The sequence below is a fragment of the Rhodococcus sp. BH5 genome (assembly GCF_027583855.1).
In the GTDB taxonomy this organism is placed as follows: domain Bacteria; phylum Actinomycetota; class Actinomycetes; order Mycobacteriales; family Mycobacteriaceae; genus Rhodococcus_F; species Rhodococcus_F qingshengii.
The window spans coordinates 1,074,506-1,095,684 of sequence record NZ_JAJHVW010000001.1; the positions used below are offsets into that span (position 1 = coordinate 1,074,506).

The window sequence follows — 21,179 nt, forward strand, 5'->3', positions numbered from 1 at the left end:
TCGTTTTTGTTGTCACCGAAAAGGTTTGACCCTTCAGGTTTTGAAGGTGGTGTTCGCCGGCCTCGGTTGCTGCTGCGGGTCGATCGAGGGCGGCGGAATGAACCACGGTTTGTTGTCGACACCGATACGGATATCCCATTTCCCGACGAACCCTGATTTCCGGTGCATCAACCGGTGGTGCGAACGGCACAGCAGGACCAGGTTGTTCATCACCGTCGGGCCGCCGTTCGCCCAGTGCCGGATATGGTGCGCATCGGTCCACGCCGGTACACATGTGCAACCCGGGAACGCACAGCCTCTGTCTCGGGCAATCAACGCCACTCGCTGTTCGGCGGTGACCAACCTCTTCCCTGGTTTCGCATCGAGCGGCGCGCCGTGATCGTCGAGCAGGACGGTGGAGAGGAAACAATCGCACCCGAGAAGCCTGGTCTGCGACACCGACAGCGGTCCCAGCCAGGGCATGTGCCCGACATCAAGATCGGACAGCTCCAGTGAGCCGTCATCACCCGAATCCGAAGACTGTGCGGCACAATCCCGATGCTCAGCCAAATCACGAGCATTGATGTGCACGTTCACATGCGGACGCTGACCACCATCGGTACCGGTCTTGGCGCAATCGAGATAACGCCGGATCAGTTCGGTGAACCCATCCGCAGTCCGCTTCGCCGCCGACCGGGCATCGGGAGTCCCGTCCGGTGCCGGGGTCGGCATCGTCAGATTCGACAACGCCGACAGCAACATTTCCCCGGTGAGGGCATCGAAATCCCCACGCACCACCACCCGACCATTGAGCGTCGACGCGATCCGCAACTCATTGAGATCGACATCTTCGGCGGGCGGGATCTCATCCGATTCGAACAACCGCTCCAAGGTCGCGATCACGTTCCGCACTTTCGTCGTCGTCGCTTCCACACCCGACGCAGCAGCGAGCAACAAATCGATGCACTTCGGTAGCGCGTCCTCCGGCATCCCCTTCGGTGGTGATTCACAGAACGCCACGATCAACACGGCATGATCGAAGGAGCAATCCCCGCCATCGAACCGAGCCGCCACCGCCGGAAACGGCCGCAAAGCCGCACCCAACGCGGCGATCTTCTTCCCGTCCCGAACCTGCAACATCGTGTTAGCCGCCAACCACGCACCCACCCCGCGACTGGCGATCACCTGATCATCCGGCCGCAACGAGAGTTCGTCGACCACAGCCACCCGCACAGCCTCGAGACGAAGAATCTCCGCGCTCGCCGACACCGCAGCCGCACGTAACTCAGCAGCCGACAACTGCCACAGACGTCCACGTAACCCCACCGCAGAACCAGACACCACATCCGACAACAAGACACTCATTGAATCCCCCGATCCCCTGCATACAGGGTACTCGAACACCCGTTCGAGTCAAGGGCAATTTTCAGACCGGCGAATTGACCCGCGGCAGAGCAGTCGACGCCAATCCGATACCGAGCGCAATTGCTGCGATGATCGCGAGCACACGGCGCTGCGCTTGGAGAAATGCTTCGCCGGCCGCCGCGCGAGTCGATGCGTACGCGGCATCAACTGCCACCTGAACGGATTGACCCCCGGCACCGGCGGAGCCGTCCCGGCGACATTCCGGCGCCACCTCCATCGGTGTTCCGGATGCCAATTGGCTTGTTGCGCAATCGACAAAGGCCTTTTCGGCGATGTCGATCAGGCCGGGACCAACGCCGGCAGCTTCAAGGTTCGCAACGTACTCGGGCCGCTCCCCCTGCACTGCTTGCGGAGCTTGCCCCGCGACGAGCGAGAAGAACACCACTCCGATCAAGGCCAGTCCGATGGAGCTGCCAACCTGCTGAACGGTAGGAAGCAGTCCCGACACCGAACCCGCGTGCGCGGGTTCGACCGTCGCAAGGATCGCGGTTTGCAGTGGTGCCACGAACAGTCCGAGACCTGCGCCCCCGAGAAGCAGCGGACCGGCGAGCGCGAGCCAGCGTGGATCGGTTCCTTCGCGTTCGAGGATGATCGACAGCGCGATCAGCGAGCCGGCAAAGACGACCATCCCCAGGATCAGAACACGGTTTCCGAGCATCCGGTACACCGCCGATGAGAGAACCGCCGCCACGCCCATTCCGACGGCCCACGGCAGCGTCATGACGCCCGCTCGCAATGCGGAGAACCCGAAGCCGAACTGAAGGGTGAGACTGATGGTGAAGATCAAGGAAGTCAGGGTTCCGAAGAAAACGAACGCAAGAACCGCGCCGATTGTGAAGGCTCGGTCGCGGAAAAGCTCGAGACGAAGGACCGGATCGCCGCCTCGTTTCGCCAAACGCGATTCGTAGAGCACAAACGCCACTGCCACCGGCGCCGACATCGCGAGCATTACGACAAGACCTGTGGGCCATCCGCGCGCCCTTCCCTCGGCCAGGGGAAGGATCAGCAGGAACAGCGCCAGTGATGACAGTGCGGCGCCGATGAGGTCCAGTGAGCGCACATGCTCAGCGCGAGCATCGACGAGATGGAAATATCCGAGAATCAAGGCGGCGATGCCGATCGGGATGTTGACGAAGAAGATCAGGCGCCAGCCCCAGTCGAACAGATTCCACTCGATCAGCAGCCCGCCGATCAGAGGCCCGCTGACCGTTGCGAGCCCGATGGTCGCACCGTAGATCCCGAAGACTCGCGGATGCCTGGCCTTCGGAAACAGACCCGAGATGATGGCGAACGTCTGGGCGGACATCGAACCGGCCGCCAATCCTTGCAGACCCCGGAAGACGATCAACATCGTCGCGCTCTGCGCGAGCCCGCACAGCAACGAGGCAACCACGAATACGGACAAGGCGGTCAGAAAAACAACTCTACGGCCGAACAGGTCCCCCAGCCGCGCTGCAGTGATCAACGAACACGCGAAAGCCAGGATGTACACGCTGACCATGAGCAACTGCGCCGATACGCCTGCTTGAAGATCGACGGCGATACTCGGAAGCGCGACGTTGACGATGGTCGCGTCGAGCAATTGCATGAATGCCGCCGCCAGACTCGTCGCCAACCCGAGCCAGGGCGTCAGAGAACCAGCTCGCCGCCCGCCCTTGTGGTCGGCGCCGACAGCGTCACCTAAAGGGTCCGGAAGCACCGAATGATCCTAATCGAACACAACGCTTCTAGAACCTGTTCTTGTTTAGATTGTAGTATTTCGGACAATTCAGTCCCCCAGATGGGATAGTTCGTCGTCTGCCCATTTTCAGAGCAGGCTTCTCGACGACACACGCAGGAGTTCTACTCGATGGATCTGAACTTGATCACCCATTGGCACCCGCTTCCTGGGCGGGTAATCGAATGGGGCGTCACGCATGCTTCCGCTCAACGAGCCGCCGAAGCCGAGATCGACCGAGAACTACCCCCGACCACGATGCAGGATCGCCACCTGCGACGCGCCCGCGTCACCGCAGAGAAGGGCGATCCGCAGTCTCCGTGGATCGGTATCGCCTTCGATTTTGCAGGAACACTGGACCGCGACGCCATGACGCGAGCCCTTCAGCGCTACATCCGTCGCCACGACACGCTGCACAGCTGGTTCTCGTTCGACGAAGCAACCACCGACGCTGCGGACACCTCGTTCGAGGTCCGTCGACACGTGGTGCCGGTCGAAAGCATCGAACTCGAGTACCGCGTGGGCGACGACGTCTCCGAATCCGAGGCGATCCGCGCGCTCGTCGCGACCAAGTTCGCCACCGAAACCAGCGCGCTGCAGTGGCCGGCCTTCGTGTTCGGTGCCGTCGAGCACCACCATGCCGACCTCGAAGCCGATCCGAGCTTCACCCTGTTCCATGCGGTCGACCACGCCCATTCGGACATGAACTCGATGGTGTTGATGTACGCGGAATTGCGTCAGCTCTACGCAGCGGAAACGACCGGGTCACATCCCGAACTGGGCCCCGCGGGAAGTTACGCACAGTTCGGTCGCGTCGAACGCGAGCGAACAACCGAACTGACGATGCAGTCACCCGAAGTGCACCAGTGGCTCGGTTACCTCATGCGCAGCGGCGGCTCGTTCCCCGGATTTCCGCTCCCGCTCGGGGCCGAAGACGCGCCCAAACCGGCAATCGGTTCACGCTTCGACCTGGCCGATGACATCGAGTGCGAGAAGTTCGGTGCGGTCTGTAAAGCCAACGGCGCCAACTTCATCGGTGGAATATTCACCGCGCTCGCGATTGCGGAATTCGAACTGGCCGGGCGCGACAAGTACATCGCCCTCTCGCCGGTCAGCACACGAACCGAGACCGACTCGTTTGCACAGGGCTGGTACATCAACCTGATCCCGGTCGGCATCGACGTCGACGACAAGCGACGCTTCACCGAGTTGGCAAAGCTCGGGCAGCAGGGGTACCACGACGGCAAGGCACTCCTCGATGTCTCCGTGCAGCAGGTCATCGATCTGGTTCTGTCGAGCTTGGCCGAGTCGGATTCCGCACCCGGCGGACTGTCGAAGACGCTCACCCCGCCGCCGATCGTCTCGTACATCGACGGCCGCCGCATGCCGGATCCGTACAGTTATGCCGAGACGAAGGCAACGGGAATCGTCGGCGGCAAAGAGACTCAGATCGCGTCGATGTGGATCAACCGGATGCACACCGGAACCTGGATCGCCGTGTCCCACCCTGACACCCCCATTGCCCACGAATCGGCCACCCGCTTCGCCGAGCACGTCTCCAAGATCATCAAAACTGTTGCAGCTCAGGGCGACTACTCGTTCGCGGCACCAGAGGGAGCGGCCTGATGCATGTCACCTCGATCGATCGATACGGACTCGAGCCCGGAATCGTCACCGAATGGTCGCTCCAGCCCGCGGACGGCGCCGTCACCGAGTCGGAAGTACCACCGTCGTACAACCAGCATTTTCACCTCGAGACTGCGCGAACACACGGCATGGGCCGAAGTGTGTGGATGGCAGCCGCATTCGACCTTCCCGGAGAACTGAATCGGCCTGCACTCGATCTCGCGCTGCGCCTGTTCATCAGTCGCCATGACACTCTGCACACAGGATTCGAGGTGGGCGAGTTCACCACCACCCGAATGGGACTCGATCCCGACGGCACACACATCGAGACTTCGGAACCTCTGAAATTCGATTCGACCGAAGACCTCCGAGCGCATCTCAAGAAGCGATTCACGACGGTATGCGATCCACTGACCTTCCCTGCATACACGTTTGCCACGGTCGAACGCGAAGAGCACTACACGGTCCTGAGCGCGTTCGATCACACACTCGTCGACGGCTACTCGTTGGTCATCGCTCTCGGGGAACTGCGACAGATCTACGAGGGACTGATCGCCCTACCCGATCTGACCGACCACGAGGCCGTCGACGCAGTGATGAGCCGACTGGGTGACCCGGGAAGTTTCGTGCGGTACTGCGAACTGGAGGCAGACGCTCTGCTTCCAGTCGACAACGACCCTCGAATCCGCGAGTGGGCAAGGTTCTACGAGATCTGCGGTGGCACATCACCGAGTTTCCCCTTGGATCTCGGCGTCGAGGGCGGAAAGCCCGCGCCGCAGGGCGCCGATGTGCGCGTGCTGCTCGACGAGGAGTTGACGGCGACGTTCGACGAGATCTGCCTATCCGCCGGCGGTAGCGTGTTCACCGGAATCCTCACTGCGATGGGACTTTCCGTCCACTCGTACACCGGGCAGTCGACGCTTCCGCTGCAATTTCCGCTTCACATTCGCAAAGATCCGCGTTGGGCCGACGCGATCGGCTGGCTCACCACCAGCGCGCCGATCACGGTCCAGATCACTCCCGATGCGGATTTCGGTGCATCCCTTGCACATACGCACGCGTCGTTCCGAGTTGCGTTGACGCTCGAGGGCGTCACCATGGCCCAGGTTCGAGATGCTTTGGGCGACAAGATTCGACGCACGCGCACCGACGTCTTCATGGTGTCCTACATCGATTACCGCAAACTACCCGGCACAGACGATCATGATCTCCTCAACGCCCATCACATCAGCAATGTGACGGTCGCCGACGATGCCCAGTTCTGGATTTCGCGAACGAACCGTGGTCTCTCGCTGCGTTCACGCTTTCCCGACACCGAGACGGCAAACGACACCATGGTGAATTTCCTCACCGAACTCGACCGGATTCTGAGAGAGGTCTGCGCCCGGGGCGTGACGCCGATCGGAAGTGTCACCGAACAATTGAGAGATTCGAGCGTCGGAGCAGGAACACCGAGGATTTAGGGTCGGCAACGGGCACGAGCAGGCAGAACCTGCTTCCGGGCGTCTCAACTTGCGCACAGCGCATAGAATCGATCAAGTCCGTGTTCGAACCGAACGATTCGTCTTCAGGAGTACGCCCGTGCCCGTTGCCCCCGATCCCTCAACCGCGTTTGCCGAGTTCGCGCATCCCGACCGGTTGGTCTCGACGGAATGGCTCTCGGCGAATCTCGGTGCGCCGGGCCTCAAGGTTGTCGAATCCGACGAAGACGTGTTGTTGTACGACGTCGGCCACATCCCCGGAGCCGTGAAGATCGACTGGCATCTCGACCTCAACGATCCGGTCACCCGCGACTACATCGACGGTGCGAAGTTCGCAGAGTTGATGAACCGCAAGGGCATCGGCCGCGACGACACCGTGGTCATCTACGGCGACAAGAGCAACTGGTGGGCGGCCTACGCACTGTGGGTCTTCACTCTTTTCGGCCACGAGGACGTCCGTCTTCTCGACGGTGGCCGCGATGCGTGGATCGCCGAGAACCGCGACACCGCTTTCGACGTTCCCGACATCACGTCGACCGATTACCCGGTCGTCGAGCGCAACGACGCTCCCATCCGCGCATTCAAGGACGACGTTCTCGCGCACTTGGGCGACGGGCCGCTCATCGACGTGCGATCTCCGCAGGAGTACACCGGCGAGCGCACCCACATGCCCGACTACCCCGAAGAGGGTGCGTTGCGTGGTGGACACATTCCCAGCGCGCTCAGCATCCCGTGGGCGAAGGCAGCGGCACCGGACAGCCGCTTCCGCACCCGTACCGAACTCGGCGAGATCTACGGCGACCTGTCGGCCGACGACAACATCGTCGCGTACTGCCGCATCGGTGAGCGTTCCAGTCACACCTGGTTCGTGTTGACTCATCTTCTCGGCTACCCGAACGTTCGTAACTACGACGGTTCGTGGACCGAGTGGGGCAATGCCGTGCGCGTCCCGATCGTCCAGGGCGAAGAGCCCGGCGCCGTTCCGTCCTCTGTATCGGCGTCATGAGCGCTCTTCCTTCGGCTCTGGCCGAGATCGTCGACGACTTCGCGGCCGTCGGCGCCTCGGACAAGCTCACCCTTCTTCTCGAGTTCAGCCGAGAGCTGCCGCCGTTGCCGGCGGAGCTCGAGCAGAGCGCGATGGAGCCGGTCCCCGAATGTCAGTCGCCGCTCTTCCTCTCGGTCGACGATTCGGATCGCGACAACGTCCGTCTGTACTTCAGCGCTCCCCCCGAGGCTCCCACGACGCGTGGTTTCGCATCGATCCTCGCGCAGGGGCTCGACGGCCACAGCGCCGACGAGATCCTCGGTGTACCCGACGACTTCTATTCGGCGCTCGGTCTCGCAGAAGCCGTGAGCCCGCTCCGTCTGCGCGGAATGTCGGCCATGCTCGCGCGCATCAAGCGGCACTTGCGGGGCTGAAAACATGGAGTTCACCGAACTGGCCGACTATGCGATTCCGGCCGGCGCACTCGTCGAATGGTTGCCGTGCGCAACCGGGCCCTGGGTTCCGGATCCGCGGCCCGTCTCCTACATTCACGAGGCACATCTCAACCGTTCCGCTGCAGGCGCAGGCGACAAGTCTTGGCTGGGAACAGCTTTCGAGATTTCCGGCCCGCTCGACGTCGATGCGTTCCGAGTCGCTCTCGGCCGGTGGATCGACCGTCACGAAGTTCTGCGCTCGCATACCGTCCTCGAACCCTCGAGCGGCGAGATCACCCGGCACACGGTCCCGCTCGGCGGAATCGACATCGGGGTCGTCAGCCACGGCTACGACGCGTCCAGCCAGGACAACTTCGACCACCTTCACCGCCTGTTCGACGATTACGCGTCCCCGCACAGTTGGCCGTCGTACGTCTTCGCGACGTTGACGCCCCGCGGTGGCGACGGTCCGTTCACCGTGTTCTTCGCGGCGGACCACTCGATCATCGACGGGTTCTCGATCGTGCTGGTCGCTCACGAGATCGCAGCTCTGTACCGCGAGGCCTCGACCGGTAGTGCTGCAAATCTGTTTCCGGTGGGCAGCTACGTCGATTTCGGTGCCGTCGAACGCGAGCAGATGGCCGACATGGAAGCCGAGAAGGCTGCGGTCGAGATCTGGCGAAAGGCTCTCGGCACGGACGGTCTACCCCAGTTCCCGCTACCGATCGGTGACCGTGGAACCGATTCTCAGAACGGCCTGTCGACCTGGCTGCTCGACGCCGACCAGTCCAAGGCCTTCAGTTCGACGTGTGCAGCCACCGGCGTGGGGTACTTCGCCGGACTTCTCGGCGGACTTGCCGCTGTAGGTCGCGAAGTCGCGGGATCCGATCGATTCGAGGTCGTGACGCCGGTTCACACCCGCAGCGCTCAGGAGTGGGCGGGTGCGCTCGGCTGGTTCGTCGGACTGTGCCCGGTCGAGTTCGCCGTTGGATCGGACTGTTCGTTCGGCGACCTCGCGACACGCGCCGCCGAATCCATCGCTTCGGTCAAGCCTGCCGCAGCTGTCCCGTTCGATCGGATCGGTGAGCACCTCGAAACCCCGATCCGACCGCGATTCGTCGTGTCCTACATGGACGTTCGCTTCGTGCCCGAAGCCGCACAGTGGCCCGAATGGAACGCCAGAGCACTTCGAAGCAAGGCATATACGCACGACGTCTACATCTGGATCAACCGCACACCCCAGGGACTCAACCTCGCGGTCAGGTACCCAGGCAACGAGACGGCGAACGCCGCGGTTCACGCCTACGTGGCCGCACTGCGCCGGACCATCGAAGAAATCGTCACCGAACCGGACGCCGCCACCTCCGACAGCTACTCATCGGTAGTTTTCGAAACCGTTTCCTAAGCCGGAGTGGGCTTTAGCGATCCGGTTACAACCAGCGCCGAAGCGATGCATACACTCCGAAGTGATGCCAATCCCCCGATGGTGAAATCCCAGAGGAATACACCGCGGAGACAGACTATGCGAACCACAGGAGGCTCAGTGCCCAGTCATGCCAGCGCGCACATTACGAAGGTGCTTGTCGCGAACCGCGGTGAAATCGCGGTACGGGTCATCCGGGCGGCCAAGGATGCCGGCTACGGCAGCGTTGCCGTTTACGCCGAGCCCGATGCAGACGCGCAGTTCGTGAAGCTCGCAGACGAGGCATTTGCCCTCGGTGGACAGACGTCCGCCGAGTCCTACCTCGTGTTCGACAAGATCCTCGACGCAGCCAAGAAGTCCGGCGCCGACGCCATCCACCCCGGCTACGGTTTCCTCTCCGAGAACGCCGACTTCGCCCAGGCCGTCATCGACGCGAACCTCATCTGGATCGGTCCGTCACCGCAGTCCATCCGCGACCTCGGCGACAAGGTCACGGCACGCCATATTGCAGAACGCGCGAAGGCGCCGATGGCAGCAGGCACCAAGGATCCCGTCAAGGGCGCCGACGAGGTCGTCGCATTCGCCAAGGAATACGGCGTCCCGGTTGCGATCAAGGCTGCCTTCGGTGGCGGTGGACGCGGCATGAAGGTCGCCCAGACCATCGAGGAAATCCCCGAGCTGTTCGAGTCGGCCACCCGTGAGGCCATCGCAGCCTTCGGTCGCGGCGAGTGCTTCGTCGAGCAGTACCTGGACAAGGCCCGCCACGTCGAGGCTCAGGTCATCGCCGACCAGCACGGCAACGTCGTCGTCGCCGGTACCCGCGACTGCTCGCTGCAGCGTCGCTTCCAGAAGCTCGTCGAAGAGGCTCCCGCTCCCTTCCTGACGGACGACCAGCGCGCACGCATCCACGCATCCGCCAAGGCCATCTGCAAGGAAGCCGGCTACTACGGCGCCGGAACGGTCGAGTACCTGGTTCAGGGCGACACCATCTCCTTCCTCGAGGTCAACACCCGCCTGCAGGTCGAGCACCCCGTCACGGAAGAGACCGCGGGCATCGACCTCGTGCGTCAGCAGTTCCTCATCGCCAACGGCGAAGAACTCTCCATCAAGGAAGATCCCACCCCGCGTGGACACTCCTTCGAGTTCCGCATCAACGGCGAAGACGCCGGCCGCGGCTTCATGCCTGCCCCCGGCCCGGTCTCCGTCTACCGTGAGCCCACGGGCCCCGGCGTTCGCGTCGATTCCGGTGTCGTTGCCGGCGACGTCATCGGCGGACAGTTCGACTCCATGCTCGCCAAGCTCATCGTCACCGGCGCCACCCGCGAAGAAGCCCTCCAGCGGGCATCGCGCGCTCTGGCCGAGTTCGAGATCGACGGCCTCGCGACCGTTCTCCCGTTCCACCGCCACATCGTCGAGAACCCGGCGTTCATCGGTGACGGCGAGAAGTTCGACATCTACACCAAGTGGATCGAAACCGACTGGGTCAACCCCATCGAGCCGTACGCAGGCGCCGGTGCTCCCGTAGACGACGAGGACGAGGCTCTGCCGCGTCAGAACGTCGTCGTCGAGGTCGGTGGACGTCGCGTCGAGGTTTCCCTCCCGGGCCAGTTCTCGCTCGGCAACGGCGGCGGCGCTGCCTCCGGTGCGATCCGCAAGAAGCCGAAGGCGCGCAAGCGCGGCGGCGCCGGCGGAGGTGCAGCATCGGGTGACGCTGTCACGGCTCCGATGCAGGGCACCGTCGTCAAGGTTGCAGTGACCGAAGGCCAGGAAGTCGCAGAAGGCGATCTGATCGCCGTTCTCGAAGCCATGAAGATGGAAAACCCCGTCAACGCGCACAAGGCCGGTGTCGTCACCGGACTGTCCGTCGAGCCGGGTGCAGCAATCACGCAGGGAACGGTTCTCGCAGAACTGAAGTAGGGCCTCCGGCCCCGTGCGCCTTTCCGGTAGTCCCCACTACCGGAAAGGCGCACAGTCGTTTGAGTAGGCTGTAACGATGGCTGACGTCCCCGACATTCGCATCGGCACTGCAGAACGCGAGCAGGCACTCGATCTCCTGAGCGAGCACTTCGCCGCAGGCCGCCTCACCGTCACCGAGTTCGACGAGAGAAGCGGAATCGTCAGTGCCGCAACAACTCGCAGTGAACTCGTTCCGGTGTTCGCCGATCTTCCGGGCAACTACCAAGCCCCCGGCACCGCTCCCCTGTCGATGGTGACGCCTCCCGACGCACCGGCGGAGCGAGGCTTCAACACCGACTGGTCCGGTCGCGTCATGGCCGTCGTCCCGATTCTCGCGGTGATCCTGTTCTTCGTCACCGGTACCTGGTTGTGGTTCCTCGCGATTCCCCTGGCCGGTGCACTGCTGTTCGGTACCGACCGGGAACGCAAAGCCAAGCGCCGCCGCGAGCGGGACTCCGACTGATGGAGCCGATCGAGATCAACGCAGGCGGCTGGTATCTACGCGCACTGCGCGCAGACGAGCGTGTGGACGACCGCCCCGCCCTTGCCGATGGTGGTATCACCGACCCCGATTACGTGAGTCAGCGAAGCGCTCAGTGGCACGAAAACAGCGTCTACTCCTGGGCAGTGTGCCAACCCAACACCGGTGAGCTTCTCGCCGAGGTCGTTCTGACGCCTCTCGACTCCACCGCCCTGCTCACCGGCTGGGCCCGCGACGGGCACACCGAGGCGCTCACGACAGCCGCCAACGCCGTCACCAGGTTCGCCGAAGGTGCACTCGGACTCGTCGTCGTCGAGGGGCAGACGAATTGAAGAACACCCGGTACTGGCCGTTGGCGATCGCCGTGGTCATTGCCCTGATCATGCTCTTCTCCCCGGGTTCCACTGTCCCGTCGAGCCCGGAGAACACCGACAAGATCACTCACACATTGATGTTCGCGGTGCTGGCGATCACCTCGTTGCACGCCCGGATCCCTGCGTGGCTCACCGCGGTGTGGCTCGTGATTTTTGCTGCGACGTCCGAGGTTCTTCAAGCAGCGCTGCCCATTTCGCGTTCCGGTTCGATCTGGGACGGCAGCGCCGACCTGCTCGGCATCGCCATCGGGATCGGTATCGTCAGCCTCGTGACGAGGCGACGAACTTCCCGCCGAGACGAGCCGAGCAGGTCCTGATCAGCTGAGCAGGTTGCTCCGCAATTGGTCCTGGGTCGACGCGTCGATCTTCAAGCCGTCGGTGAAGTAGGCCTCGATGGATCCGTGTACCTCCGCGAGCTCTGCCATCGACGCCTCCAGGTACTCGCGCCTGACACCGAGGACACCCTCGAGCAGGGTCGGGTCGATCCCCTTCGCCTCGAATCGCTCGAGGAGCGGCGCGAACATCGGCAACAAAATCTTGTTGGTTTCGAGGTAGTCCGCGAAGACCGCGTCCTCGGAAGCGCCCAGGAACAGAAGTAACGCGGCGGCGGCCCAACCCGTGCGATCCTTGCCCGTGGTGCAGTGAATGAGTGCCGGCGAGCTGGGCGGCTGGGCCAAGTCGACGAACAGTTGCCGGTACGACGCGACCGCACTCGGCAAGGTCACGAAATCGCGGTAACTTCCCTGAAAGTACTCGAGCGCCTGGCCGCTGCCCAATGCTTCGGCAGCAAACGCCGGGTCGGCGATCATCTGCTGCATCTGAGCCGGAATGGCGCGATACTGCTTGTCCGCCAATACGTCCAGGCCGATTTCTCGGATACCGTCCGGCGTCAGATCCGGTGCCGTCTCGCGTTCGGATTCGGTGCGCAGATCGTAGATCGTGACGATGCCCAGATCGGCGAGGGTCTGTGCGCCGTCCGCACTGAGCGATGCCAGATCGGTGGAACGAAACACGCTCCCGGTGCGGACGGTGCCACCGAAGCTCGATTCGGGGCCACCGATGTCTCGGAGGTTCGCCAGGGACGGTACGACGGAAGACAGCTTCGGAGTATCGGTCATACCTGAGAATGTATCGGTCGCCGAGAAACCGTGATCGGGGAAGAGCAGCCGGAGAAATAAGATCGAGACACATCATCTCCCGTAATTGCTGCGCTACAGATCCGTAACATGCTCAAGTAATCCTGTGGACATGCCTACAACGAATTCCAGTGGTCTCGGAGCCTTCGATGCGCTCGGTGACCACCAGGCAGTCGCGGCGCTGCTCGAGTGTTGCCATTCCGCCGTGTGGGCACAGGAAATCGCCTCGTCTCGCCCGTTCGCCGATCTGGAAGCTCTGTTCGACAAAGCAGATGCGGTGCTGGCCGAGCTTCCCGAGTCCGAGATCGACGACGCTCTCTCCGGCCACCCACGAATCGGTGAGCGAAGCGAGAGCGCGGCCTCTACCCGTGAACAGTCGGGAGTCTCGTCGGCGACAGAAGACGTACTCGCGGAACTTCGACGGAAGAACGCCGAGTACGAAGAGACATTCGGCCATGTTTACCTGGTCTGCGCGTCGGGGAAATCTGGAACGGAGCTCCTCGACATCCTTCGAGGTCGTCTCCGAAACGACCCGGCGACCGAGCGTTCCGTGCTTCGAACCGAATTGGCCGCCATCAATCGGATCAGACTCGCCCGTCTGATCGATGCACTCGCCGGAGGCACAGCATGAGCAAGACCCTCAGCACGCACGTTCTCGACGCGACGACGGGCAACCCCGCGGCGGGGATTCGCGTCGAACTTCGTGATCGAGACGGCGCCTCCGTCACCACTGCGGAGACCGACTCCGACGGCCGCATCCCCGAACTTGCTCCCAGCGGCCTTACCGCCGGTCACTACACCCTGACTTTCGACACCGGAACGTATTTCGAGACCAACGGACAAGAAAACTTCTACCCGGAAGTGACAGTGACCTTCCGGGTGGACGACACGGCACGGGGCTATCACGTCCCACTGTTGCTGTCGCCCTTTGCTTATTCCACCTATCGCGGGAGCTGAACACGTGACTACCGAAAACATCACGACCGGCAACATCACAACCGGCAGTACGAACACCGAACGGTTGAGCGGATCGATCGAACTATCGGGTCACCAGTACGGCAAAGCGGAAAATCGAGTAGTCCGAATCTATCGAGACACCCCCCGTCACGAAATTCACGACATCAACGTCTCCACCTGCCTGCGTGGAGATTTCGCCGACGCGTACCTCACCGGTGATCAATCGAAGGTTCTGCCGACCGACACGCAGAAACAAACGGCCTACTCCTACGCCAAGGAAAAGGGCCTGATCTCGATCGAGACGTACGGACTCGAACTCGCCCGTCATTTCGTCGACGACATCGAACCGGTCAGTGGCGCGCGGATCGAGATCGAGGAATACGCCTGGGAGCGTGCGATTGTCGACGGCAGCGAGCACGACTACACCTGGATTCGGAAGGGTCAGGAAGTTCGGACGGCGTCGATCACCATCGCCGATACCGGGACATGGGTGATCGGCGGCTTGAAGGACCTGGTGATCCTCAAATCGACCGGTAGTGAGTTCTCGGGTTTTCTCGAAGATCCGTACACCGTTCTCGAGCCGACCGACGACCGCGTCATGGCGACGACGTTGGTCGCCCAGTGGCGATTCGTCACCACCGACGTCGACTGGGAATCGGTCTACGCGGGCATCAAGGCACAGATCGTCAAGCAGTTCGCACAGGTACATTCACTTGCCCTGCAGCAGACGCTCTTCCACATCGGCAAGGCAATCCTCGAGGAATTCCCGATCATCGCGGAGGTTCGACTGTCCGCACCCAACAAGCATCATTTCGAATATGCACTCGGCCGCTTCGGAGTGGAGAACGACAACGAGGTGTTCCACGCTGCGGATCGTCCGTACGGCCTGATCCAAGCTGCGGTCAGCCGATCCGACGCACCAGACGCGGGACCGTCGTGGACCACCTACGCCGGTTGGTTGTCGTGACCGAATCAGCTCTCGGGGCAACACTCGTCGTGGCGGGCGCTCATGTGGTCACGATGGACGGCGACCGCTCCGAGTACTCAGACGGCTATGTGGTGATCTCGGGCAACAAGATCGTCGACGTCGGCGCCGGAACGCCACCCGAATACCCGGGTGCGCAAGTGATCGACGGGAGTGGTTGCCTGATCACGCCGGGTCTGGTCAACACACATCATCATCTCTACCAATGGATCACCCGAGGCCTGGCCGCGGACTCGACGCTTTTCGAGTGGCTGACCACCCTGTACCCCGTCTGGGCGGGTATCGACGCCGACGCCGTCCACGCGGCGGCCACCGGCGGCCTCACGTGGTTGGCGAAAACCGGATGTACGACCACCACCGACCACCACTACGTCGTTCCCCGCGACGCCGGCGACGTTTTCGAGGCCGAGATCACCGCGGCTGCGCAGGTCGGCCTTCGATTCCACCCGTGCCGTGGGTCGATGGATCTCGGCCAGAGTTCCGGCGGCCTGCCACCGGATCACGTCGTGGAAAAACTCGATGACATCCTGACCGGCACGCAGTCGGTGATCGACCGTTGGCACGACCCGAATCCCGGATCGATGCTGCAGATCGCGGTAGCTCCCTGCTCACCCTTCTCGGTGACGGAGGCATTGCTCCGCGAGTCCGCGACGCTGGCCCGCGAAAACGGCGTGCGTATGCACACGCATCTGGCCGAGACACTGGACGAGGAGAGATTCTGCCGCGAGCATTTCGGTTGCACGCCGGTCGAATACATGGAACGAGTCGGCTGGGTGGGCCCGGACGTCTGGTACGCCCACGCAGTCCATCTCGACGACGCCGGTATCGAGACGATGGCGCGAACCGGAACTGCGGCGGCGCACTGCCCGACCTCCAATGCGCGCCTGGGAGCCGGTATCGCCCGTGCCGCCGATCTGGTGAACGGCGGGGTCACCGTGGGGCTCGGCGTGGACGGCGCGGCGAGCAATGAAGCTTGCAGCCTGATCGAGGAGTCTCGTCATGCACTTCTGTTTGCTCGCGCGAAGGGCGGACCGCAGACGATGACGGTGCGAAAAGCCTTGGAATTGGGAACGATCGGCGGCGCACGAGTTCTGGGCCGCGAGGGCGAAATCGGATCGATCGAGGTCGGAAAACTTGCCGACCTGGCGGTGTGGAAACTCGACACCGTCGCGCATGCCGGCATCACCGATCCGGTGGCGGCGCTCGTACTCGGCTCGACTCCCCCGCTGAAGTTACTGCTCGTCAACGGACGAATCGTAGTTGCCGACGGACGAGTTACCACCGTCGACGAGGACGTCGTGGCCTCGGATGTCGCACGCGCACACCGCGATCTACTCGGAAAGGCTTGAGGTCGCGATGGACCTGCACAGCGTCGACGAAGTTCTGGTGCCGCGGACCCGCGCCGAACTCCCCTGTGCGTCACCCGGCATCGGGTTCATCGGTGGCGGCACCTGGCTGTACTCGGAACCGCAGCCGCACCTGACCACCCTTGTCGACCTTGCGGGCGTCGACTGGGAAGCTGTGGCGGTCGGCGATCTCGGTCTCGAGATCGCGGCCACCTGCACCATCGAGGAACTGTGCCGCGCCGAACTTCCCGCATCCTGGCGCGCCGCAGCGCTGTTCCAACACTGCGCTGACGCACTACTCACATCGTGGAAGGTGTTGCGATACGCGACAGTCGGCGGCAACATCGCGCTCTCCTTCCCGGCCGGAGCGATGACGACTCTGTGTACCGCTCTCGATGCCGAACTGACGATCTGGCGTCCGGACGGTACCGAATACTCGTTCCCCGTAGTCGATTTCGTTATCGACGATTCTCGAAACGTACTCAGGTCCGGCGAGATCATCCGCAGTATCCGGATTCCCGTGCATGCATTGACTGCACGTACCGCGATGCGAAAGCTGGCTCAGACGTCACTCGGGCGATCGGCCGTAGCCGTGGCCGGACGCTGCGGCGCCGACGGTTTCACGCTGGCGATCACCGCCGCGACCCGCCGTCCGTACGCTCTCAAATTCGACGAACTCCCCGACGCCACAGCACTTGCGGATGCGTTGCGCAGCAGGATTCCGGAAGACGCCTACTTCACCGATGTCCATGGAACTGCGCCGTGGCGGAAGGCGATGACCGAGCTTCTTGCCGAAGAAATCCGAGGTGAACTGGAATGAAGTACTCGGTGGACGGAGTTCCGCGCGACGACCAGCCCCGCCCAGGACAGTGCCTGCGAACTTTCCTCCGCGAGCACGGAGCGAACTCCGTCAAGAAGGGGTGCGATGCCGGGGACTGCGGCGCCTGCTCGGTGCTGGTCGACGGACACCCCACCCATTCGTGCATATTTCCCGCCCATCGCATCGACGGCCGCGACGTCGTCACCGCCTCCGGTCTCGGAACACCGGAGAAACTTCACCCCATTCAACAGGCATTCGTGGACGCGGGCGGATTCCAATGTGGTTTCTGTACAGCGGGAATGGTAGTCACCGCATCAGCGTTGTCGGTCGAGCAAAAATCCGATCTCGCGTGCTCGATGAAAGGTAACCTGTGCCGCTGCACCGGTTATCGGTCCATTCGTGACGCTCTCGCCGGTACATCCAATACGGAGACTGCCAAAATAGGTGGGGCACAAGGATGTTCGATCGCAGCACCGGCGTCCGCGCGCATCGTCACGGGAACCGAGCAGTACACCATGGACTTCTCCCCGGGTGAGAAGCCGGTCGACCTGCTTCACGTCGCAGTACTCGGCAGTCCGCACGCACACGCACACATAACGCGGATAGACACGGCAGCAGCCGAAGCGGCGCCGGGCGTCGCCGCGGTCCTCACTTTTCATGACAGTCCGGACGTGCTGTTCTCGACCGCCCGGCACGAGGACCGCAACGACGATCCGGACGACACGCGCGTGTTCGACAGCACCCTCCGTTTCCGCGGCCAGCGCGTAGCCGCGGTCATCGCCGAATCCCCGACGCAGGCGGAACGTGCACTCTCGCTGATCGAAGTCGACTACGAGGTACGCGACGCGGTATTCGAACCAGATCTGGCGCGTTCCCCCGGCGCTCCACTCCTGCACGGCGACAAGGACGAGAGCTCGCGGATCGCCGAGGCCCCTCGCAACGTGGTTGCCGCGCTTCACGATGGCGTCGGCGATCTGGACCGTGCGCTCGCGGATGCGACTGCAGTCGTCGAAGGTACGTGGAAAACTGCGCGAGTCCAACACGTGGCCTTGGAAACTCACGGCGCAGTGGGGTGGCTCGACGAGGAGGGCCGTCTCGTCATCAGAAGCAGCACACAGGTGCCGTTTCTGGTTCGGGACGAATTGGCCCACATCTTCGATCTCGATCGCAGCCGAATCCGGGTGTTCGCAAAACGGGTAGGCGGGGGTTTCGGCGGGAAGCAGGAACTACTCACCGAGGATCTGGTCGCACTGGCCGTCTTGAAGACCGGCAAGCCCGTAGCCTACGAGTTCAGCCGAAGCGATCAGTTCACCATCGCACCGTCACGGCATCCGATGCGAGTATCGGTGCGTGCGGGCGCCGACGCCGACGGAACTCTCACTGCGCTCGCTATCGACGTCCTTTCCGACGCGGGGGCGTACGGGAACCATTCGATCGGAGTCATGTTCCATGGGTGCGCCGAATCCATGGCGGTCTATCGCGCTGCGACCAAACGCGTCGACGCCGAAGCGGTCTACACGAACAACGTTCCCTCCGGGGCCTTTCGTGGTTACGGGCTCGGCCAGATCATCTTCGCCGTCGAGTCGGCCATGGATCAGCTCGCGGATCGTCTCGGCATGGACCCCTTCGAGTTTCGGCGGCGCAACGTCGTCGTTCCCGGAGACGATTTTGTCGACTGGCACGTCGAAGACGGTGATCTCGAATTCGGCAGCTACGGACTGGACCAGTGCATCGACCTCGTCGACAGTGCACTGTCGAGCGGGCGCGGAGAGGCTGCACCGGCTGGGTCGCGTTGGCAGATCGGTCGGGGCATGGCAATTGCCATGATCGCGACGATCCCGCCGCGTGGTCACTTCTCCGACACCACCGTCGCACTCGAGGCCGACGGTCGGTACGTCGTGAACATCGGCACCGCTGAGTTCGGCAACGGAACCACTACGATTCACCAACAGATCGCGGCCACCGAATTGCGGACGACAGTCGATCGCATCACGATTGTTCAATCCGACACCGATGCCGGCGGATACGACACCGGGGCGTTCGGGTCGACGGGAACGGTGGTCGCCGGAAAGGCGCTCCTGATCGCCTGCGAGCGCCTTCGCGAGCGGATACTGACCCGTGCGGTGCGATCGAGCGGTCGCGGCGCGCAGATCGACGACCTTTCGCCGGACGGTGTCGAAACGTCCCACGGTTGCCTCGATTTCGCGACGCTACTCGAAGGTGGCCCGCTCGCCGCTGACGGTCGCCACGACGGTACACCGCGCTCGGTCTCGTTCAATGTTCACGGTTTTCGCGTTGCCGTCGACACGAACACCGGCCGGGTGAAGATCCTGCAGTCGGTTCAGGCCGCCGATGCCGGCACCGTCATGAACCCGACACAACTGCGAGGGCAGGTGGAAGGCGGTGTGGGACAAGCGCTCGGCGCTGCGCTGTCGGAGGAGATCGTCATCGAAGAAGGTCGGGTGATCAATCCGCAGTTGCGCAATTATCACGTTCCCCAGATCGGGGATCTGCCGATCACCGAAGTACTGTTTGCCGACACGTACGACAAGCTCGGGCCTTTCGGCGCGAAATCGATGAGTGAGGCCCCCTTCAATCCTGTAGCACCGGCGTTGGCAAACGCGATTGCCAACGCGTGTGGAGTGCGTATGTACTCCACACCGATGACACCGGATCGAGTGTGGGAACAGCTACAGAGGCCCTAGGTCTCGCGTGCGAGCACGCGCTCGACCGCGTCGACCGCGTCGTCCAGCTCACTGGTGGTCACCGTCAGCGCGGGCCGGAATCTGATTCCCCTCTTCCCGGTGGGCAGTATCATCACGTGCTCGTCTTCACGCAGTCGCTGTGCGACGCGATCGCGAAGGTCACTGTCTTCCAGAGTGATCGCGCACATGAGGCCACGACCGCGCGGCTCGGTTGCCGCCGCGTACCGCCCGCAGACTTCGGTCAACCGGGCAAGGAGATGCGCACCCGTGAATCGCACGCGGTCGATCAGTCGGTCCTGCTCGACGACTTCGAGTATCCGCCGGGCACGAACCATGTCGGTGAGGTTGCCACCCCACGTCGAATTGATCCGAGAACTGACGTGAAACACGTTGTCATGCACTTCATCCACGCGCCCGCCGGCCATGATTCCGCACACCTGCGTTTTCTTGCCGAACGCCACCACATCCGGACTCAGACCCAATTGTTGGTAGGCCCAGGCAGTTCCGGTGATTCCGCAACCGGTCTGTACTTCGTCGAGAATGAAGAGGGCGTCGTTTTCGTGGCACAACTCCTGCATCGCCTGCAGAAATTCCGGCCTGAGGTGATGGTCGCCGCCCTCGCCCTGGATCGGCTCGGCGATGAAACAGGCAATGTCGTCGGGGTTGTCGGCGAAAGCTCGGCGCGCTTGATCGAGAGCTTGCCTCTCCGCAGCTTCGACATCGCGGCCGTCTGCCAGGTACGGCGAGTCGATACGTGGCCAGTCGAACTTGGGGAATCGCGCGACCTTGCCCGGTTCGGTGTTGGTGAGCGACATCGTGTAGCCACTGCGGCCGTGAAAAGCCTCGGTCAGGTGCAGGACCTTTGTCCCCAGATCTGCTGACAACCCACGGCTTTCGTTCCACCGACTCTTCCAGTCGAAGGCAACCTTGAGTGCATTTTCCACCGCCAGGGCTCCGCCGTCGACGAAGAACAAGTGCGGGAGTGCCGAATCCCCCAGTACCCGAGCGAAAGCCGCAACGAAGCGCGCCATGGGTTCGGTGTAGATGTCGGAGTTACTCGGCTTGTTGGAGGCCACGACAGCCAACTCCTGTTGAAACTCCTCGTCGCCTGCGATCGCAGGGTGATTCATACCCAGGGCCGAAGAGCCGAAGAAACCGAACATGTCCAGATACTCGGTTCCGTCTCGCAGGTCACGGAGATAGGAACCCCGCGACCCTTCGACGTCGAGAATCAGATCGAATCCGTCGACGAGGATGCTGGCCTTCAACACGTCGTAGACCGGAAAGAGCGCACTGTCACCGAAGTCTCGCATCGCAGTACTCATACGCGAAGGCTATGTCAATTTTCC

Annotated in this window: 19 protein-coding genes; 15 read left to right on the forward strand and 4 right to left on the reverse strand. The window is 62.8% G+C overall.

The genetic code is table 11. The features are described 5' to 3' along the window. Positions 1-33 precede the first annotated feature (33 nt). Both RhoBH5_RS04940 and RhoBH5_RS04945 read right to left on the reverse strand, forming a co-directional pair. Positions 34-1,344, reverse strand: coding sequence for an HNH endonuclease signature motif containing protein (locus RhoBH5_RS04940; protein WP_270007992.1), 1,311 nt, complete (start codon positions 1,342-1,344; stop codon positions 34-36). A 61-nt stretch (positions 1,345-1,405) separates the two neighbouring features. Further along, positions 1,406-3,103: an MFS transporter gene (locus tag RhoBH5_RS04945; RefSeq protein WP_003940674.1), complete on the reverse strand. Its 1,698-nt coding sequence runs from the start codon at positions 3,101-3,103 to the stop codon at positions 1,406-1,408. A 150-nt stretch (positions 3,104-3,253) separates the two neighbouring features. Here RhoBH5_RS04945 and RhoBH5_RS04950 point away from each other — a divergent pair, with 150 nt between their 5' ends. The 9 genes from RhoBH5_RS04950 (at position 3,254) to RhoBH5_RS04990 (ending at position 12,198) form a co-directional block, all read left to right on the forward strand. Beyond that, complete coding sequence (locus tag RhoBH5_RS04950; protein WP_270007993.1) at positions 3,254-4,747, forward strand: condensation domain-containing protein; 1,494 nt, start codon at positions 3,254-3,256, stop codon at positions 4,745-4,747. Then, positions 4,747-6,210, forward strand: a complete 1,464-nt coding sequence (locus tag RhoBH5_RS04955) for a condensation domain-containing protein (RefSeq protein ID WP_075832831.1) — start codon at positions 4,747-4,749, stop codon at positions 6,208-6,210. Before RhoBH5_RS04950 ends, RhoBH5_RS04955 begins: the two co-directional genes overlap by 1 nt. Positions 6,211-6,328: 118 nt before the next feature. Next, positions 6,329-7,234 carry a sulfurtransferase gene (locus tag RhoBH5_RS04960; RefSeq protein ID WP_003940962.1) on the forward strand — a complete coding sequence of 302 codons (906 nt, stop codon included), beginning with the start codon at positions 6,329-6,331 and terminating at the stop codon, positions 7,232-7,234. Then, on the forward strand, positions 7,231-7,647 hold the full coding sequence (locus RhoBH5_RS04965) for a SufE family protein (RefSeq protein ID WP_003940804.1): 417 nt from the start codon (positions 7,231-7,233) through the stop codon (positions 7,645-7,647). Before RhoBH5_RS04960 ends, RhoBH5_RS04965 begins: the two co-directional genes overlap by 4 nt. A 4-nt stretch (positions 7,648-7,651) precedes the next feature. Next, on the forward strand, positions 7,652-9,052 hold the full coding sequence (locus tag RhoBH5_RS04970; RefSeq protein WP_003940858.1) for a condensation domain-containing protein: 1,401 nt from the start codon (positions 7,652-7,654) through the stop codon (positions 9,050-9,052). Positions 9,053-9,190: 138 nt separating this feature from the next. Further along, the gene (locus RhoBH5_RS04975; RefSeq protein WP_030535031.1) at positions 9,191-10,987 is read left to right on the forward strand and encodes an acetyl/propionyl/methylcrotonyl-CoA carboxylase subunit alpha; all 1,797 of its coding nucleotides are present in this window, start codon (positions 9,191-9,193) and stop codon (positions 10,985-10,987) included. A gap of 76 nt (positions 10,988-11,063) precedes the next feature. Then, positions 11,064-11,489: a DUF1707 SHOCT-like domain-containing protein gene (locus tag RhoBH5_RS04980; RefSeq protein WP_270007994.1), complete on the forward strand. Its 426-nt coding sequence runs from the start codon at positions 11,064-11,066 to the stop codon at positions 11,487-11,489. Continuing rightward, positions 11,489-11,839, forward strand: coding sequence for a hypothetical protein (locus RhoBH5_RS04985; protein WP_270007995.1), 351 nt, complete (start codon positions 11,489-11,491; stop codon positions 11,837-11,839). Before RhoBH5_RS04980 ends, RhoBH5_RS04985 begins: the two co-directional genes overlap by 1 nt. After that, positions 11,836-12,198, forward strand: coding sequence for a VanZ family protein (locus RhoBH5_RS04990; protein ID WP_083057790.1), 363 nt, complete (start codon positions 11,836-11,838; stop codon positions 12,196-12,198). The genes RhoBH5_RS04985 and RhoBH5_RS04990 overlap by 4 nt, the downstream gene beginning before the upstream one ends. Here RhoBH5_RS04990 and RhoBH5_RS04995 read toward each other — a convergent pair whose 3' ends face one another. Beyond that, a complete protein-coding gene (locus tag RhoBH5_RS04995) occupies positions 12,199-12,999 on the reverse strand; it encodes a tyrosine-protein phosphatase (protein ID WP_270007996.1) in 801 nt (266 codons plus the stop codon). 130 nt (positions 13,000-13,129) lie between these two features. On the opposite strand from RhoBH5_RS04995, the gene uraD reads away from it, so the two are divergent. From uraD to RhoBH5_RS05025, 6 genes are all read left to right on the forward strand, one after another. Continuing rightward, positions 13,130-13,648 carry a 2-oxo-4-hydroxy-4-carboxy-5-ureidoimidazoline decarboxylase gene (gene uraD, locus RhoBH5_RS05000; RefSeq protein WP_030535033.1) on the forward strand — a complete coding sequence of 173 codons (519 nt, stop codon included), beginning with the start codon at positions 13,130-13,132 and terminating at the stop codon, positions 13,646-13,648. Beyond that, positions 13,645-13,974, forward strand: coding sequence for a hydroxyisourate hydrolase (uraH, locus tag RhoBH5_RS05005; protein WP_003940720.1), 330 nt, complete (start codon positions 13,645-13,647; stop codon positions 13,972-13,974). Before uraD ends, uraH begins: the two co-directional genes overlap by 4 nt. Before the next feature lie 64 nt (positions 13,975-14,038). Further along, positions 14,039-14,941 carry a factor-independent urate hydroxylase gene (pucL, locus tag RhoBH5_RS05010; protein ID WP_030535035.1) on the forward strand — a complete coding sequence of 301 codons (903 nt, stop codon included), beginning with the start codon at positions 14,039-14,041 and terminating at the stop codon, positions 14,939-14,941. A 53-nt stretch (positions 14,942-14,994) separates the two neighbouring features. Continuing rightward, positions 14,995-16,308, forward strand: coding sequence for an 8-oxoguanine deaminase (locus RhoBH5_RS05015; RefSeq protein WP_270008067.1), 1,314 nt, complete (start codon positions 14,995-14,997; stop codon positions 16,306-16,308). Between the two features lie 7 nt (positions 16,309-16,315). Next, positions 16,316-17,125: an FAD binding domain-containing protein gene (locus tag RhoBH5_RS05020; protein WP_270007997.1), complete on the forward strand. Its 810-nt coding sequence runs from the start codon at positions 16,316-16,318 to the stop codon at positions 17,123-17,125. Further along, a complete protein-coding gene (locus RhoBH5_RS05025; protein WP_270007998.1) occupies positions 17,122-19,830 on the forward strand; it encodes a molybdopterin-dependent oxidoreductase in 2,709 nt (902 codons plus the stop codon). Before RhoBH5_RS05020 ends, RhoBH5_RS05025 begins: the two co-directional genes overlap by 4 nt. On the opposite strand, the gene lat is transcribed toward RhoBH5_RS05025, so the two are convergent. Beyond that, on the reverse strand, positions 19,827-21,155 hold the full coding sequence (lat, locus tag RhoBH5_RS05030) for an L-lysine 6-transaminase (protein ID WP_270007999.1): 1,329 nt from the start codon (positions 21,153-21,155) through the stop codon (positions 19,827-19,829). The two genes, RhoBH5_RS05025 and lat, sit on opposite strands and share 4 nt — an antisense overlap. Positions 21,156-21,179: the final 24 nt, after the last annotated feature.

Coding starts and splice junctions, on each gene's coding strand:
- RhoBH5_RS04940 (WP_270007992.1), bottom strand. CDS start 1,344: ATGAGTGTCTTGTTGTCGGATGTGGTGTCTGGTTCTGCGGTGGGGTTA.
- RhoBH5_RS04950 (WP_270007993.1), top strand. CDS start 3,254: ATGGATCTGAACTTGATCACCCATTGGCACCCGCTTCCTGGGCGGGTA.
- RhoBH5_RS04955 (WP_075832831.1), top strand. CDS start 4,747: ATGCATGTCACCTCGATCGATCGATACGGACTCGAGCCCGGAATCGTC.
- RhoBH5_RS04965 (WP_003940804.1), top strand. CDS start 7,231: ATGAGCGCTCTTCCTTCGGCTCTGGCCGAGATCGTCGACGACTTCGCG.
- RhoBH5_RS04970 (WP_003940858.1), top strand. CDS start 7,652: ATGGAGTTCACCGAACTGGCCGACTATGCGATTCCGGCCGGCGCACTC.
- RhoBH5_RS04980 (WP_270007994.1), top strand. CDS start 11,064: ATGGCTGACGTCCCCGACATTCGCATCGGCACTGCAGAACGCGAGCAG.
- RhoBH5_RS04985 (WP_270007995.1), top strand. CDS start 11,489: ATGGAGCCGATCGAGATCAACGCAGGCGGCTGGTATCTACGCGCACTG.
- RhoBH5_RS04995 (WP_270007996.1), bottom strand. CDS start 12,999: ATGACCGATACTCCGAAGCTGTCTTCCGTCGTACCGTCCCTGGCGAAC.
- uraD (WP_030535033.1), top strand. CDS start 13,130: ATGCCTACAACGAATTCCAGTGGTCTCGGAGCCTTCGATGCGCTCGGT.
- uraH (WP_003940720.1), top strand. CDS start 13,645: ATGAGCAAGACCCTCAGCACGCACGTTCTCGACGCGACGACGGGCAAC.
- RhoBH5_RS05015 (WP_270008067.1), top strand. CDS start 14,995: ATGGACGGCGACCGCTCCGAGTACTCAGACGGCTATGTGGTGATCTCG.
- RhoBH5_RS05020 (WP_270007997.1), top strand. CDS start 16,316: ATGGACCTGCACAGCGTCGACGAAGTTCTGGTGCCGCGGACCCGCGCC.
- RhoBH5_RS05025 (WP_270007998.1), top strand. CDS start 17,122: ATGAAGTACTCGGTGGACGGAGTTCCGCGCGACGACCAGCCCCGCCCA.
- lat (WP_270007999.1), bottom strand. CDS start 21,155: ATGAGTACTGCGATGCGAGACTTCGGTGACAGTGCGCTCTTTCCGGTC.